Genomic DNA, 15,350 nt, shown 5'->3' with positions numbered 1-15,350 from the left:
TTTTGATTCATAAAAAGATCTAATCGCTGTTGATGGAATGGATAAAACGAATGGAGATGAGTATTTGTTGGTGTATGTTTATGTTGGAATAGGAGGAATAATTGGAAGCTTAGCAAGATATTTTATCAGTCTCATTCCACTTGCTAACAGCTATCCGTTAAATACCAGTATCATTAATATTTTCGGCTCTTTTTTACTTGCTGTTTTTACGGTTTTTGTCACAGAAAGACAAACAATTCGAAAAGATATTAGTACCGCTATTGGGACAGGTATCATTGGCTCCTTTACTACATTATCTACTTTTAGTGTTGATACAATCAAGCTATTGGAACATCAGCATTATGCGGAAGCTTGTATTTACATAGCAACTAGCATGATTCTTGGTTTGTCTGCAGCATATGGTGGTATGATTCTAGGTGAAATGAGTTTTTTGAAAGGAAAGATTAAAACATGATTAAATGGATTGCTTGTATCGCTGCGGGAGGGTTTTTAGGAAGTATTAGTCGATTTGCACTGATTAATTTTTTGAAAAAAAGATGGACGTATTCAATTCCAATTCCGACTATCATCGTAAATTTGAGCGGTTCGTTTTTTTTAGGAGTGTTAGTTAGTATACATGCAGCTGAAACTTTCTATTTTTTGTTTGGCGTTGGTTTTTTAGGAGCTTATACAACTTTTTCAACATTATCTATGGAAGCCATTCAACTTTTCCGTTCTAAAAAAAGAAAAGACTTTCTATTATATACAGGAATTTCTTTTATAGGTGGAATTTTCTTTGCCTTTTTAGGTGTTTGTACAGTCAAAGTAGTTTGAAAAAAATGCAATAATAACTACAGACAACATGTTATTAAACGAGTAAAAAACTGTTAATCAAAAGATTAACAGTTTTTTATTTCCATTATTATTTTTCTGTACTAATCGTATTGGTTACGGTAGTTGGCGGATATAATTTTTTCCCTAACATAGATTGCAAAATTAAAAAGGTACCTCCGACTGTCCAATACAAAGGCAGGGCTGCTGGTGCATGAAAAGATACCATCACAATCATAATGGGAGACATTAACCCAAATAGTTTCATTTGCTTTTGCTGTTCTTCAGGAAGCGTATTTTGAGAAACTTTAAATTGTAAATAATAAACGATTCCTGCAATAGCAGTTAAAACAAGGTCAGAATGCCCCAAATTAAACCATAGGAAGGAATGGGAAGCAATTTCTGCAGAACCTCTTATTGCATAATAAAATCCCATTAATATTGGCATTTGAATTAACATGGGCAAACAACCGATATTTAACGGATTTACCCCATGTTTTCTATAAAGTTCCATTGTTTCCCGCTGTAGGTTTTGCTGTTCTTTTGGATCTTTTGCTGTTTTTAACTTCTTTTGCAGCAAATCCATTTCTGGTTTCAATTTTGCCATTTTTTCTTTCATTACTTGTTGTTTTTTATATTGTTTTAACATAAGTGGCATTAATAATAAACGAATGATTAACGTAATTAAAATAATCGCCAATCCAAAGCTTCCATTAAATAACATAGCAGTACTGTGTATTAAGGAAGCAAAAGGTTCTACTACAAGATGGTGAAAAAAACCATCGCTTTTTCCAGCTTGTGTAGAAGAACAAGCGGACAATAAAAGCGTAGTAATGGTAATAAAAAAAATAACTAATAATTGTTTAGATGACTTTTTCAAAATAATTCCTCCATTTTTGTGAAAAATTTAGATAGTTAGATAGGAGGAATTAGGCTTTTCTGGATCATCTGCTGAACTTTTTGTTCGTTTTCTTATATTTTTACAAATCCAATGTAAAATTGGGGAGTTATATTTCTGTACATTTATATTTATGGTTGCAATGCTAGCCTGAAAGTTAATACTGCTTTCGGAAGCAATGACATTTTCATTAACTGTAGTTTGTAAATTCCAATCCCAAAAATATTTGACCATTAAACCAACTAGTATCGTAAAGTAAATGGTTTGATAGCTTGGAATGGTTGTTATATCCAATAAGAATTCTAACATTTATACACCTCTATTAGTATTCAGCAATAAAATTATACCGGAAAAATGAGAGGAAAGCAAAGAAGATGATATGGAATTTATAGTTTAAATAAGGCAATATTGTGACGATTTTTATGTTTTTTATCTTAGAGGACTTTTAAATATATGAAAGGATTAAAACAATCGAATAAAAACAAGAAGAAGACATTATGAACGAAGGATAAATTTTTATATGGATTAAATTCTACCTTTCATATTTTGTAATAGGGTGTATGATAGTGGTACACCTGTTGGTAATTTGATTGAAATTATTAGATGAGAGGGAACAAAATATTATTTCCAAAATTACATGTTACGTAAAGATAATAGGAAAATAGAAACATGAAAAGAATGGCAAACTAAAAGGAAGTTCGATATAATAATTTTCATCAGGTTATCGACAAATCTTGCATACTTCGTAACAAAGCAAAAAAATGGATATTGTTATCCACGTTATTTTTGTGTTTATCATTTCTATACATACTAAGGGTGATTGCTTCGAGATTGAGTTGAAGTTATTTTTTTAGAAAATACAAGAAGATGGCAGGGATTAATCGAATAAAGGATAGGAAGTATTAGAAACAACTATATAATAAAGGTGTAATTGCAGTATTGGGAGGACAAAATGAGTTATAAATATGAAGATGATAGTTTAATGTTACACACGGACCTTTATCAAATTAATATGGCAGAGACATATTGGGAAGATGGAATTGCGGAGAAAAATGCCGTTTTTGAAGCTTATTTTAGAAAGCTGCCATTTAATAATGGGTATGCTGTGTTTGCTGGATTAGAAAGAATTATTCAATATTTACAAAATCTTCAGTTTACAGAAAGTGATATTCACTATTTAAAAAAAGAAGGATTTAAAGATGATTTTCTAGAATGTTTAAAAGATTTTCGATTTACAGGAAATTTACGTTCGGTTGCGGAGGGAGAAATTGTTTTTGCAAACGAACCGTTAATAAGAGTGGAAGCACCACTTGCACAAGCTCAAATTATTGAAACGGCATTACTTAACATTGTGAACTATCAAACATTGATCGCTACTAAAGCTTCTAGGATAAAAAATGTAGTTGGTGATGGCACAGTAATGGAATTTGGCAGTAGAAGAGCACATGAACTCGATGCAGCACTATGGGGAACGAGAGCTGCATTTATCGGAGGTTTTGGATCCACTTCTAATGTAAGAGCAGGCAAATTATTTGGAATTCCGATATCTGGAACTCATGCTCATTCCATGATTCAAGCTTATCGGGATGAGTACACAGCATTTCATAAGTATGCAAGAAGGCATAAGGACTGTGTCTTTTTAGTTGATACATACGATACTCTAAAGTCCGGCGTGCCGAACGCAATTAAAGTAGCAAAAGAGCTTGGAGATAGCATCAACTTTATTGGTATCAGGCTGGATAGCGGCGATCTTGCTTATTTATCAAAGAAAGCACGAAAAATGTTGGATGAAGCAGGATTCCATGATACAAAAATTATCGCTAGTAATGATTTAGATGAATACACCATTATGAATTTAAAGGCGCAAGGTGCTAGAATTGATGTATGGGGCATTGGCACAAAATTAATTACTGCATTTGATCAACCAGCATTAGGTGGGGTGTATAAACTAGTATCCATTGAAGATGAACAAGGCAACATGCAGGATACGATTAAAATAAGTGGGAATCCGGAAAAAGTGACAACGCCAGGGTTAAAGAAAGTGTATCGGATTATTAATAGTATGAACCAAAAGTCAGAAGGGGATTATATTTGTTTAGAATCAGAACATCCAGAAAAAGAAGAACGATTAAAAATGTTTCATCCGACCCATACGTATATTAGTAAATTTGTAACGAATTATGTAGCAAAAGATATTCATAAGGAAATATTTAAAGATGGTCAATTAATTTATCAAACGCCTGATATCTTTGCCATTCAAAAATATGCTGGTGAAAATTTGGATGTTTTATGGGATGAGTATAAACGTTCTTTAAATCCGGAAGAATATCCAGTTGATTTAAGTACATTATGTTGGGAAAATAAAATGCAGCATTTGGATAAAGTGAAAAAAACGATAAAAAATGAAACAATAAAGGGAGGAGATTAAACATGAGTTTGCAACAACAAATTATTAAAGCATTACATGTTCAGCCAGAAATAGATCCAAAAGGGGAAATAAAAAAACGTGTAACTTTTTTAAAAGAATATGTAAAAAAAGCGAAAGCAAAAGGATTTGTACTTGGAATAAGCGGAGGACAAGATTCATCTCTAGCAGGTAGATTAGCACAACTAGCAGCTGAACAATTACGTGAAGAAGGATATGACGCAACTTTTATTGCGGTGCGCCTGCCCTATGGCATACAAGCAGATGAAGAGGATGCGAAACGAGCTCTTTCCTTTATTCAAGCTGATAAAGAGTATGTTTTTAATGTTAAAAATCCAGTCGATCAGTTAAAAGTAGTGTATGATGATATGACAACAGGTGAGCAGCTGAGAGATTATCATAAAGGTAATGTAAAAGCAAGAATGAGAATGATTGCACAATATGCGATTGGCGGTCAAGAAAATTTGCTTGTAGTAGGAACTGACCATGCTGCAGAAGCGGTAACGGGATTCTTTACTAAATATGGTGATGGCGGAGCGGATATACTCCCATTAACGGGTTTAAGTAAACGTCAAGGCAAACAGTTATTAAAGGAATTAAATGCAGAAGAAAGCATTTACTTAAAGGTACCAACTGCGGATTTATTAGATGGTAATCCTGGACAAGCGGATGAAACAGAATTAGGAATTACATATGATCAATTAGATGACTATTTAGAAGGAAAAAAAGTTCCATCAGATGTTGCAGAAAAGATTGAAACACGTTATTTAATTACAGAACATAAGCGTCAAGTACCTGTCTCCATGTTTGATACTTGGTGGAAATAAAAAGAAAGGGTGTCGAGAAAATGACACCCTTTCTTTTCACTATTAAAGTTGTTCTTTCATTTCTTTTAGCATTTCTTGCATCATAACACTTGAATTTTGGCTGCAATTTTAAAAAATTCTTCATATGATATTCATCAGCAATAAAAACATGAGTATATGCCTCATGTTTTTTTATTGCTGATGTGCAGAAGACTTAGTAAGGATATTATAAGCAAAGTCAACGGAGTCTTCGTTTGGTGGTTCAATGTCTTTTAATGGATATTCCAGACCTAATGCTTCCCATTTATATACGCCAAGCTTATGGTAGGGAAGGATATCAATTTTTTCAACATTGGATAGTGTAGCGATAAAATCACCAAGACCACTTAAATCTTCTTCATTGTCATTAATGGTTGGAACAAGAACATGTCTAATCCAAACAGGAATTTTTTTATCTGACAGAAATGTTGCGAAAGACAAGATATGTTCATTGCCCATTCCTGTTAAAGATATATGTTTTTTTCGGTTAATATGTTTTAAATCCAATAAAATTAAATCGGTATATTGTAATAGTTCGTGCAGCTGTTCTTGAAAAAGTGGTGCAGTTGAATAGCAGCCGCCGGAAGAATCAATAGTTGTATGAATGCCTATTTTTTTGCACTCTTTAAATAATTCAATTAAAAATGGCATTTGAAGCAATGGTTCTCCGCCACTAACTGTAATACCTCCACCGGATGCTTCAATAAAAGGGAGGTATGTTTGTAAATCATCCATAATATCTTTCACGGACATTTGCTTTCCTGTTCCAATTTCCCATGTGTCCGCATTATGACAAAATTGGCAACGCAGTAAACAGCCCTGAGTAAAAATAACATAGCGTATACCTGGGCCGTCTACCGTGCCAAAAGTTTCGATTGAGTGAATATTGCCAATCATGATAGTTTTCCTCCATTACTAAGCAATAAGAAGTCATCTCTGACCAAACTCCAAAAGGGTATTTTCCTTCTTGCTAAAGTCAAAGGGCGGACATGTGTTTTTGGTGTTTCGCTTCCATAACCTAGGCTAGCTTTCTTCCTCAACACTCACAGATCAGGAGACTGAAAGAACATCTCATCGGATACATTCCGTCAGGTGTGTTTTTACCGAACCCCTTCAACGTAGTTCATCGTGCTATCTTTCTTTCGAGAGACTACACTCACTTAAGCTTGAGAGCAATCAACCCTCCATAATAAACCAAAGGTTACGATTTGTTATGGTTTAATAACAGCTGTTGATAGCTCCTTTAATAAAAAACAACCAGCGGGTATTACAAGACTACTATTTAAAGAGAGGGAAGGGAAGCTCCCATCCCCCTTAGATAAAACTAATTACATAGATTCATGGAATGTGCGGTTGATAACATCGGTTTGTTGCTCTCGTGTTAATTTTATGAAGTTAACTGCATATCCAGAAACGCGAATAGTTAATTGTGGATATAATTCTGGATGTTCCATTGCATCTAAAAGTGTTTCTCTATTAAATACGTTTACGTTTAAATGATGTCCTGCTTTTGTAGCATAACCATCTAAAATAGATACTAGATTAGATGAACGAGCATTTTCTTCTTTACCGAGTGCTTTTGGTACGATAGAGAATGTGTTAGATATACCATCTAATGAATAATCATAAGGTAGTTTTGCAACCGAAGAAAGGGAAGCGAGAGTACCTTTTGTATCACGGCCGTGCATTGGATTTGCCCCTGGTGCGAATGGTTCGCCAGCACGACGGCCGTCTGGAGTATTTCCTGTTTTTTTACCGTAAACTACATTGGATGTAATAGTTAAAATGGACATTGTATGAAGAGAATTACGGTATGTTGCATGTTTACGTAATTTTTTCATAAAGCTTTCCACTAAACCGACAGCAAGGCTGTCTACTCTATCATCGTTATTTCCGTATTTAGGGAAGTCTCCTTCTGTTTCGAAATCAACAGCGATGCCGTTTTCATCCCTAATTACTTTTACTTTTGCATGTTTGATCGCACTTAAAGAGTCAGCTACAACACTAAGACCTGCAATACCTGTTGCCATTGTACGAAGGATTTCTGTGTCATGTAATGCCATTTCAATTCTTTCATAGCTATATTTATCATGCATGTAATGAATTACATTTAATGTATTGATATAAAGTCCTGCTAACCATTCCATCATATTGTCGAATTTTTCCATAACTTCATCATACTCAAGATATTCAGAAGTAATAGGGGAGAAGGTAGGACCTACTTGTATTTTTAGTTTTTCATCTTTACCACCATTAATTGCATATAATAGACATTTTGCTAAATTCGCACGAGCACCGAAGAATTGCATTTGTTTTCCAATTTCCATTGCAGAAACACAACATGCAATACCATAATCATCGCCCCATTGTGGTTTCATGATATCATCATTTTCGTATTGAATAGAACTAGTTTGAATGGACATTTGCGCACAGAATTTTTTAAAGTTTTCTGGAAGCTGCGTAGACCATAAAACAGTTAAGTTTGGTTCAGGAGCAGGTCCTAAGTTATCTAAAGTATGAAGGAACCGGAATGAATTTTTCGTAACTAAAGGTCTGCCATCATTCGCAATACCTCCAATAGATTCCGTTACCCATGTTGGGTCACCGCTAAATAAATCATTATATTCAGGTGTACGAGCAAATTTTACTAAACGAAGTTTCATAATAAAATGGTCGACAATTTCTTGAGCTTCTTTTTCCGTTAATGTGCCGTTTTCAAGATCTCTTTCTACATATATATCTAAGAAAGTAGATACGCGTCCAAGGCTCATTGCTGCACCGTTTTGTTCTTTAATGGCAGCTAGGTAACCAAGATATAACCATTGGAATGCTTCGATTGTATTGGCTGCAGGGCGAGATAGATCAAATCCATAGCTTGCACCTAATTGTTTTAATTCGTTTAATGCACGAAGTTGTTCTGAAAGTTCTTCTCTTAAACGCATAGTATCTTCTGACATGACAGAACTAGTTGCTTTTTTATCTTTTTGTTTTTCTTGAATTAAGAAGTCTACACCATAAAGTGCAACTCGGCGGTAGTCACCGATGATACGTCCACGACCATAAGCATCTGGAAGGCCAGTTATTATGGCTGCTTTTCTTGCAAGTCTCATTTCATCTGTATAAGCATCAAAAACGCCTGCGTTATGTGTTTTACGATGCTCAGTGAAGAATTGTTCTAATTCTTCACTTGCTTTATATCCATATGATTCACATGCTTGCACTGCCATTCTAATTCCGCCATTTGGCTGGAATGAACGTTTGAATGGAACGTCTGTTTGAACACCAACGATTTTTTCTTTTGCTTTATCTAAATAACCTGGGCCATGTGATACAATCGTTGAAACTATATTAGTATCTAGATCGTAAACGCCGCCTTTTTCGCGTTCTTCTTTTGAAAGCGCTAAGACTTGTTCCCATAGTTCAGTAGTTTCTAAAGTTGGACCTGATAAAAAAGTTGAATCTCCATAATAGGGTTTAAAGTTTTTTAAGATAAAATCACGAACATTTACTTCTTTTTGCCATGTTCCACTTTTAAAACCATCCCAGTAGTTCGCTTCCACTTTTTCCATTTTAATTCACCTCAACATTTTATGAAAAACTATATAACAGAGTGTTAATTTCTTGCTAAAATAACTATAACAGATTTAATGTGATATTATTCACAAAAATGTGTACATCTTGCGAAGTTTCTGTGTCTGAAATGTGAACTCTTGTTATATCAGTGTTTTTTAGATTCTTGGAGAAAAAATATTTAAAAGGAAGAATTATTTGTTATTAAAACTGTTATATAAATTCCATTGATAAATAACATACTGTTATACAATAGTTGAAAGCGTTTTACTTTGCTTGATTGTAAATTTTTTCTATATATATGCTTAGATTATTATTGGATGACCAATAATAAGAAGGAAAAGTCATCATAATCTCTACAGAAAAAAAGGTTGTTTCAAAAATAAGTTAGCATAAAATTTTTGAAGTTGGATGTTGAAGCCAGAAGGATGTGGTGTTCTTTTCGGCCAGAGAATACCGCTTTTGAAATAACCATTTAAAAGCAATTTCTCGTGTCAAATGAACATTTTTCTTAAGGGATAAGCAAGGCGCTTTTGCTTTTCTTAATAAGAAGTTTTTATAAATTTTCCCTTTTTAGTTTGCGATACAAGCATTTTACGTTATGATAAGGGGGTCTGTTCTTTTATATGCTACATATGTTATATGCAATTTGAGAGGTGAAAACGATGTCGTTCTTAAATAAAGACCGATTATTTTTAATTGTAAAAATACTATTTCCGTTTACTTTATTATTACTAGTTTCTTTAGAACTTCGTGATATGTTTTTATCTATTGATAGAAACTTATTAATGAAATATTTAAAAAAACTAAATTCATTTTCTATTCTATATATTGTGATAGGAGGATTTATTGCGATTAGCCCAATGTTCTTATACGACATTGTGTTAAAAAAGCAGCTGAAAGCCAAGATCCCTTTAAAGCAATTAGGAAAGTATTCTTTAATTAGCAACTCATTTTCTAATTTACTCGGTTTTGGAGGTTTAATTGGTGTTGCATTAAGAACCTTTTTTTATAAAAAATATGAAAGTGACAAAAGAATTCTTTTAAAAGGAATTGCATTTGTCACATTGTTTTATTTGTCGGGAATCAGTATCTTTGCATGGCTTGTTTTTTTTGATAGCTGGAACATGCCTTTAATCAAAAATCATCATTTTTTATTTGTTTCTGTTTTAATAGTTGGTTTAATTTTTCCGGTTATTCTAGCTGGTTTTTTTATTAAAAAAACGAAATTACATACTTTAATGAAATCACCGCGTCTTGTTATTCAATTAATTGCTGCATCTCTGACAGAGTGGCTTTTTGTTTTTCTTTATTTATATTCATTAGCATGCATGATGCATCTACCCGTTTCGACGTGGGATTTTATAAAAATTTTCCTTGTTGCAGTAAGTGCAGGTATAGTTAGTATGATTCCAGGTGGAATCGGGAGTTTTGATTTAGTGTTTTTATGGGGATTTGATTATTTAGGGGTTCCTACTGAAAAATTAATAGTAGTGCTTCTTTTATATCGTATCGGTTATTATTTTGTACCGTTTTTAACTGGACTTCTTTTATTTCTAGGCGATTTATGGAAAAAGTGGAATAGCTATTGGAGTAATATTCCAAAAACAATCGTTGAAAATATTAGTCATTTCTTTTTAACTATACTTGTGTTTGTATCTGGAATTATTCTGCTAGTTTCAGCCGCCATGCCGGGTATTTTAACAAGACTGCAAATTTCACAAGAACTATTAAGTATTAAAGTAATGAATATTACCCACAATGTTTCTGTAGGTACTGGGTTTGTTCTATTAGGGCTTGCAAGAGGGATTGAATATAGAGAAAAAAGAACGTATCATTTAACGTTGCTTGTTCTTGTAATAGCCGCTATTAGTACATTTTTAAAAGGGTTGGATTATGAAGAGGCTTTAGTTATCATCGGTGTTATTATTTTACTCGTACTTTCGAAAGGAAGATTTTATCGAGAAAGCTTTGTCCTTACATGGGGGAAAATCACTTTTGATTTTTTTGTGATTGCACTTTTTACATTTGGATATCTTTGGTTAGGGTATTTAAGTTTGCCATCAACTCAACTTAAAGTACCCTCTATTATTGCTCCATATGTTTTATTAAATGCGGAGAGTTTATTTATTAGTGCTGCTATTGGTCTATTCCTAGCTTTTGTTATTATTTTGTTGGGCTATTTAATAAAAAAGCCAAAAAATTGGATAAAAATCCACTCTAAACTAGATGAAAAAGAGATTATTGAGCATTTGAATACATACAAGGGTACAACATTGTCTCATTTAATTTTTTTACATGATAAGTATATATTTTGGAACAGTTCTAAAAATGTTTTATTTTCTTATCAAACATATGCAGATAAATTAATTGTGTTAGGAGACCCTATTGGGGATGAAGCTTACTTTTTAAAAGCAATTGAAGAACTTTATGAAAAAGCTGATACATATGGCTATACACCTGTATTTTATCAAACTAGCAAATCGATGCTTCCATTTCTACATGGAAACGGCTATGACTTTTTTAAGCTGGGTGAAGAAGGTCATGTTGATATTAGTGAATTTTCTTTATCTGGTAAAAAAATGAAAAACCAAAGGGCATTAAAAAATAAATTTGAAAGAGAAGGGTATCAAGTTTTTGTTTCCTCACCTCCACACGATAACAGTTTAATTAATCAATTAAAGCATGTGAGCGATGAATGGTTGCAAGGGAGAGTTGAAAAAGGCTTTTCATTAGGTTTTTATGATAAGAACTATATAAATACTGTCAGCATTGTTTATGTCACCGACAGTAATAAAAATATCATTGCTTTTTTAAGCTTAAACCCAACCTATCATAAAGAAATGAATTCGGTTGATTTAATGAGAAGTTTGCCTGATGCACCAACTGGTGTAATGGATTTTTTATTTTTACATACGTTTATTTATTTACAAGAACAGAACGTGCATTATTGTAATCTTGGCATGGCGCCACTTTCAAATCTTGGTGTATCGAGGTTTTCATTTTTAAGTGAGAAAATTGCAGATCAAATCTTTCATCATGGTCATGCATTTTACCATTTCCGAGGATTAAGAAATTTCAAGAATAAATATTGTAATATCTGGGAACCGAAATATTTAGCTTATCGGAAAAAGTCATCTTTGCCATTTACTTCAGCACAAGTAACAATGCTAGTTGCAAAAAAACGTTCATAAAGTATAGTTACCAGTTGATAAAAAAAGTAGTGCTATTTCAATTACGAAATGCACTACTTTTTTTATGAAATATAAATTTTCTGAAGTCTGACAGGCGCTTCCACTTTTCTTATTTATACATTTGCGCAATTTGCTTTTGTAACTCTGTATCTTCTAAATATTCGTCATAATTCATTTGTTTATCCACTAAGCCATTTGGAGTAATTTCTAGGATTCTATTGGCAATGGTAGAAATAAACTGATGGTCATGGGATGCAAAAATTAAAGAACCTTTAAAATTAATTAATCCATTATTTAAAGAAGTGATCGATTCAAGGTCTAAATGGTTTGTTGGTTCATCTAACAGCAACACATTTGCACCGCTTAACATCATTTTACTAAGCATACAGCGAACTTTTTCTCCTCCAGAAAGTACACTTGGTTTTTTTAATACTTCTTCGCCGCTGAATAGCATTCTTCCTAAGAAACCACGTAAAAAGCTTTCTGTTTGATCGTTCGGTGAATATTGACGCAGCCAATCAACAAGCGTTTGATCGTCTTCACTAAAATAATTAGAGTTATCTGCTGGAAAATAGCTTTGAGAAGTTGTAATCCCCCATTTAAAGCTTCCGCTGTCTGGTTCGATTTCACCCATTAAGATTTTAAATAAGGTTGACTTTGCCAGCTCGTTTTTTCCGACTAAGGAAATTTTATTCTCTTTATTCATAATAAAACTAATATTGTCGAGAATTTTTACGCCATCGATTGTTTTAGATAAGTTTTCAACACGCAATAAATCATTTCCGATTTCTCTTTCAGGCGTGAAAGCTACATAAGGATATTTTCTTGATGATGGTTTAATATCATCTAAAGAAATTTTATCTAATAATTTCTTTCTAGAAGTTGCTTGTTTTGATTTAGATGCATTTGCACTAAATCGAGCAATAAAGTTTTGTAATTCCTTAATTTTTTCTTCTTTTTTCTTATTGGCATCACTAGCCATTTTAGATGCTAATTGACTTGATTCATACCAGAAATCATAATTCCCAACATATATTTGGATTTTTCCATAGTCTAAATCGGCAATATGCGTACAAACTTTATTTAAAAAGTGTCTGTCATGTGAGACAACAATAACGGTATTTTCAAAATTGATAAGGAATTCTTCCAACCATTGAATTGCATTAAGGTCAAGATGGTTGGTAGGCTCATCTAATAAAAGAACATCAGGCTGCCCGAATAATGCTTGCGCAAGCAAAACCTTTACTTTTTCAGAACCTGATAGTTCAGACATTGTTTTAGTATGAAGCTCTTCACCAATTCCAAGCCCTTTTAAAAGGATGGCTGCTTCTGATTCAGCTTCCCAACCATTTAATTCTGCAAATTCCCCTTCAAGCTCAGCTGCTTTCATGCCATCTTCATCAGTAAAGTCTGCTTTCATATAAATAGCATCTTTTTCTTGCATTACTTCATAAAGGCGAGCATGTCCCATTATTACTACTTTTAATACTTCGAATTCTTCGTATTCAAAGTGGTTTTGTTTTAAGATAGCTAATCGTTCGCCGGGGCCAAGAGAGACATTCCCAGTTTGTGCTTCAATCTCGTTTGATAAAATTTTTAAAAAAGTGGACTTTCCGGCACCGTTTGCACCGATTAAGCCATAACAATTTCCTGGCGTAAATTTAATATTAACATCTTCAAATAATTTTCTGTCACCATATCGAAGACTTACATTGCTAACTGTTATCATTTAATTTATTTCCTCCAACATACAATAATATCTATAAAATTATATCATTTTTCATAAGGATGAGCGAATCCTTTTCATGAATTAATCGTAAACAATATAAAAAGAAAGAAAAAGATTAGAAAATAAAAAAAAATTAAAGGAAAAACAGGGTGATAATAGAATATATTGTTGTAAGCGTTAAAAATTATGGTTGTTTTCGTATAAATTGTTGCTTTTAAACGCTCAACCTGCATACACTTCGTCCGTTTAGCGAGCGTCGAGCCTCCTCGTCGCATACGCTCCTGTGGGGTCTCGTCTTTCTCGCATTCCCACAGGAGTCTACGTGTATACAGGCTGCTAAGAAACACTTTTCTAAATGTTTTATGTAAAAAACAACAAACTTTGAGAAAACAGCCAAGTTTATTTACTTCCATATGAAAATTCAGTTAGTCACAATAATAATACATAAAAATTTATAATTCGTTCATTATTTTTTCATAATTACCCGGTATGATAGAAAAAACAGTCGTAAAGGAGTAGATATTATGGCAAAAAAACAGCTTGTTGATTTAGTAAATAAAATGAAAAAATCAGGAATAAAAATAAGTTTTACAAAACCAAGATCCCAATTTATTGTCCCGTTGCAACAAAGTAATAAACTGACTTCTTCTACATCTCATTGATTAGAAGACAAGCAAGGTTTCCCTACATAATGAAAAAATAGTAAAATGGAAGATTTCTTTTTAAGCTTTAGTTTATCGTCCAGACCTTTTTTGTTAATTATTGTAAATTAATAAGGGGGTTGAAATGAAGGAAGTCTTCCAAACAATCAGAAAAAAATTTTTGTTTTCGGACTTATATTGCTTTAAAAATGTCAATGATTGTTCAATTTTACACAATCTTTTGTTTGTTGTTGTAAAGTATAATACAACTATCAAAGAAAGGGTGGAAGTATAATGGACATTCAACCAGTAGATAAAGCGGTTAATTATGCGTTAAAAAAGAAAGCTACAATCGAGGATTCTTTTTTGCGTTATTTCACCAAGTCAATATTAGCAGGTATATATATAGGTTTTGCCATTATGATATGTTATAAGCTTGCGCAGCCATTTTCTGCTGTTCATTCACCTGCAACCTATATGATGACAAGTTTGTTTTTTGGTATTGCCTTAGTATTAATCAGTTATTGTGGAGGCGAACTATTTACAGGCAACACAATGGCATTTACGATGAGTACATTAAAGGGCGCTACTACTTGGAAAGATACACTTTATAATTGGGTGTCAACCTATTTTGGGAATTTAGTTGGAGCGTTATTTTTTGCTGTTCTTATTCATTATTCGGGTCTTTTTCATTTAGCTGAAAAATCAACATGGTTGATGGAAGTGGCAAACATAAAAATGAGTGCGACCACTACTGAATTATTTGTTAAAGGGATTCTTTGTAACTGGCTCGTTTGTTTAGCGATATGGCTACCAATGAATATTAAAGGTGATGTTGGTAAAATTTTAGCAACCATATTAATTGTGTTTGGGTTTATGATTTCAGGCTATGAACATAGCATTGCGAATATGTCCTTATTTTCCATCGCTTTAATTGTTCCACATCCTGATACGATAACGATCTCCAGTGCGTTACATAATTTGATTCCTGTTTCTTTAGGAAATATTGTCGGTGGAGCATTTTTTGTGGGTGCACTTAATATTTATATTTTTTCGGATAAAAAAACAAAACCGGAAAATAAACCATTAATTGAAAACCAAAAAAGAATAGCAAAATAAGTTATTCCCCATGTTCCTAAAAGCACGTGTTTAAAAAGGTAGCAATTTGGAAGCAAGCAAACGAAGGCTTATGATTTGGTGCTTTTTTGAACATCTTCTAAAATGGCATGGGGAACTGA

At 33.1% G+C, this 15,350-nt stretch carries 12 protein-coding genes; 7 read left to right on the top strand and 5 right to left on the bottom strand.

Going from position 1 to position 15,350, the window contains the following annotated elements:
- Positions 1-37 precede the first annotated feature (37 nt).
- On the top strand, positions 38-454 hold the full coding sequence (gene crcB, locus ACTYA4_RS01515) for a fluoride efflux transporter CrcB (protein WP_443479762.1): 417 nt from the start codon (positions 38-40) through the stop codon (positions 452-454).
- Positions 451-813 carry a fluoride efflux transporter FluC gene (locus ACTYA4_RS01510; RefSeq protein WP_443479761.1) on the top strand — a complete coding sequence of 121 codons (363 nt, stop codon included), beginning with the start codon at positions 451-453 and terminating at the stop codon, positions 811-813. Before crcB ends, ACTYA4_RS01510 begins: the two co-directional genes overlap by 4 nt.
- Before the next feature lie 88 nt (positions 814-901).
- Here the strand turns inward: ACTYA4_RS01510 and yidC are convergent, their stop codons facing one another.
- Both yidC and ACTYA4_RS01500 read right to left on the bottom strand, forming a co-directional pair.
- The gene (gene yidC / locus ACTYA4_RS01505) at positions 902-1,690 is read right to left on the bottom strand and encodes a membrane protein insertase YidC (RefSeq protein ID WP_445505413.1); all 789 of its coding nucleotides are present in this window, start codon (positions 1,688-1,690) and stop codon (positions 902-904) included.
- Between the two features lie 27 nt (positions 1,691-1,717).
- Positions 1,718-2,017, bottom strand: a complete 300-nt coding sequence (locus ACTYA4_RS01500) for a hypothetical protein (protein WP_443479759.1) — start codon at positions 2,015-2,017, stop codon at positions 1,718-1,720.
- 643 nt (positions 2,018-2,660) lie between these two features.
- Here ACTYA4_RS01500 and ACTYA4_RS01495 point away from each other — a divergent pair.
- Together ACTYA4_RS01495 and nadE are read left to right on the top strand one after the other, a co-directional pair.
- Positions 2,661-4,136 (top strand): nicotinate phosphoribosyltransferase, encoded by a 1,476-nt coding sequence (locus ACTYA4_RS01495; RefSeq protein WP_443479758.1) that lies wholly within the window; start codon positions 2,661-2,663, stop codon positions 4,134-4,136.
- A gap of 2 nt (positions 4,137-4,138) precedes the next feature.
- Positions 4,139-4,960: an NAD(+) synthase gene (gene nadE / locus ACTYA4_RS01490; protein WP_443479757.1), complete on the top strand. Its 822-nt coding sequence runs from the start codon at positions 4,139-4,141 to the stop codon at positions 4,958-4,960.
- A gap of 171 nt (positions 4,961-5,131) precedes the next feature.
- Here nadE and pflA read toward each other — a convergent pair whose 3' ends face one another.
- Positions 5,132-5,875 carry a pyruvate formate-lyase-activating protein gene (gene pflA / locus ACTYA4_RS01485; RefSeq protein WP_443479756.1) on the bottom strand — a complete coding sequence of 248 codons (744 nt, stop codon included), beginning with the start codon at positions 5,873-5,875 and terminating at the stop codon, positions 5,132-5,134.
- A 431-nt stretch (positions 5,876-6,306) separates the two neighbouring features.
- Positions 6,307-8,547: a formate C-acetyltransferase gene (gene pflB / locus ACTYA4_RS01480; protein ID WP_443479755.1), complete on the bottom strand. Its 2,241-nt coding sequence runs from the start codon at positions 8,545-8,547 to the stop codon at positions 6,307-6,309.
- 666 nt (positions 8,548-9,213) lie between these two features.
- Between pflB and mprF the strand changes: the two genes are divergently transcribed.
- Positions 9,214-11,742, top strand: coding sequence for a bifunctional lysylphosphatidylglycerol flippase/synthetase MprF (gene mprF, locus ACTYA4_RS01475; protein WP_443479754.1), 2,529 nt, complete (start codon positions 9,214-9,216; stop codon positions 11,740-11,742).
- Between the two features lie 109 nt (positions 11,743-11,851).
- Here the strand turns inward: mprF and ACTYA4_RS01470 are convergent, their stop codons facing one another.
- The gene (locus ACTYA4_RS01470; protein ID WP_443479753.1) at positions 11,852-13,471 is read right to left on the bottom strand and encodes an ABC-F family ATP-binding cassette domain-containing protein; all 1,620 of its coding nucleotides are present in this window, start codon (positions 13,469-13,471) and stop codon (positions 11,852-11,854) included.
- Positions 13,472-13,995: 524 nt separating this feature from the next.
- On the opposite strand from ACTYA4_RS01470, the gene ACTYA4_RS01465 reads away from it, so the two are divergent.
- Together ACTYA4_RS01465 and ACTYA4_RS01460 are read left to right on the top strand one after the other, a co-directional pair.
- The gene (locus ACTYA4_RS01465; protein WP_443479752.1) at positions 13,996-14,133 is read left to right on the top strand and encodes a hypothetical protein; all 138 of its coding nucleotides are present in this window, start codon (positions 13,996-13,998) and stop codon (positions 14,131-14,133) included.
- 273 nt (positions 14,134-14,406) lie between these two features.
- Positions 14,407-15,231: a formate/nitrite transporter family protein gene (locus ACTYA4_RS01460; RefSeq protein ID WP_443479751.1), complete on the top strand. Its 825-nt coding sequence runs from the start codon at positions 14,407-14,409 to the stop codon at positions 15,229-15,231.
- Positions 15,232-15,350 lie beyond the last annotated feature (119 nt).

It is taken from the genome of Niallia yueguangensis, from assembly GCF_052663115.1.
The sequence above is the reverse complement of the archived record's forward strand: the minus strand, read 5'-3'. Positions and strand labels throughout refer to the sequence as shown.

Bases quoted from the DNA above. Each gene is read 5' to 3' on its own strand.
- ACTYA4_RS01465 (WP_443479752.1), top strand. From the start codon at position 13,996: ATGGCAAAAAAACAGCTTGTTGATTTAGTAAATAAAATGAAAAAATCA.
- crcB (WP_443479762.1), top strand. From the start codon at position 38: ATGGATAAAACGAATGGAGATGAGTATTTGTTGGTGTATGTTTATGTT.
- nadE (WP_443479757.1), top strand. From the start codon at position 4,139: ATGAGTTTGCAACAACAAATTATTAAAGCATTACATGTTCAGCCAGAA.
- mprF (WP_443479754.1), top strand. From the start codon at position 9,214: ATGTCGTTCTTAAATAAAGACCGATTATTTTTAATTGTAAAAATACTA.
- ACTYA4_RS01510 (WP_443479761.1), top strand. From the start codon at position 451: ATGATTAAATGGATTGCTTGTATCGCTGCGGGAGGGTTTTTAGGAAGT.
- ACTYA4_RS01500 (WP_443479759.1), bottom strand. From the start codon at position 2,017: ATGTTAGAATTCTTATTGGATATAACAACCATTCCAAGCTATCAAACC.
- ACTYA4_RS01470 (WP_443479753.1), bottom strand. From the start codon at position 13,471: ATGATAACAGTTAGCAATGTAAGTCTTCGATATGGTGACAGAAAATTA.
- ACTYA4_RS01460 (WP_443479751.1), top strand. From the start codon at position 14,407: ATGGACATTCAACCAGTAGATAAAGCGGTTAATTATGCGTTAAAAAAG.
- pflA (WP_443479756.1), bottom strand. From the start codon at position 5,875: ATGATTGGCAATATTCACTCAATCGAAACTTTTGGCACGGTAGACGGC.
- ACTYA4_RS01495 (WP_443479758.1), top strand. From the start codon at position 2,661: ATGAGTTATAAATATGAAGATGATAGTTTAATGTTACACACGGACCTT.
- pflB (WP_443479755.1), bottom strand. From the start codon at position 8,547: ATGGAAAAAGTGGAAGCGAACTACTGGGATGGTTTTAAAAGTGGAACA.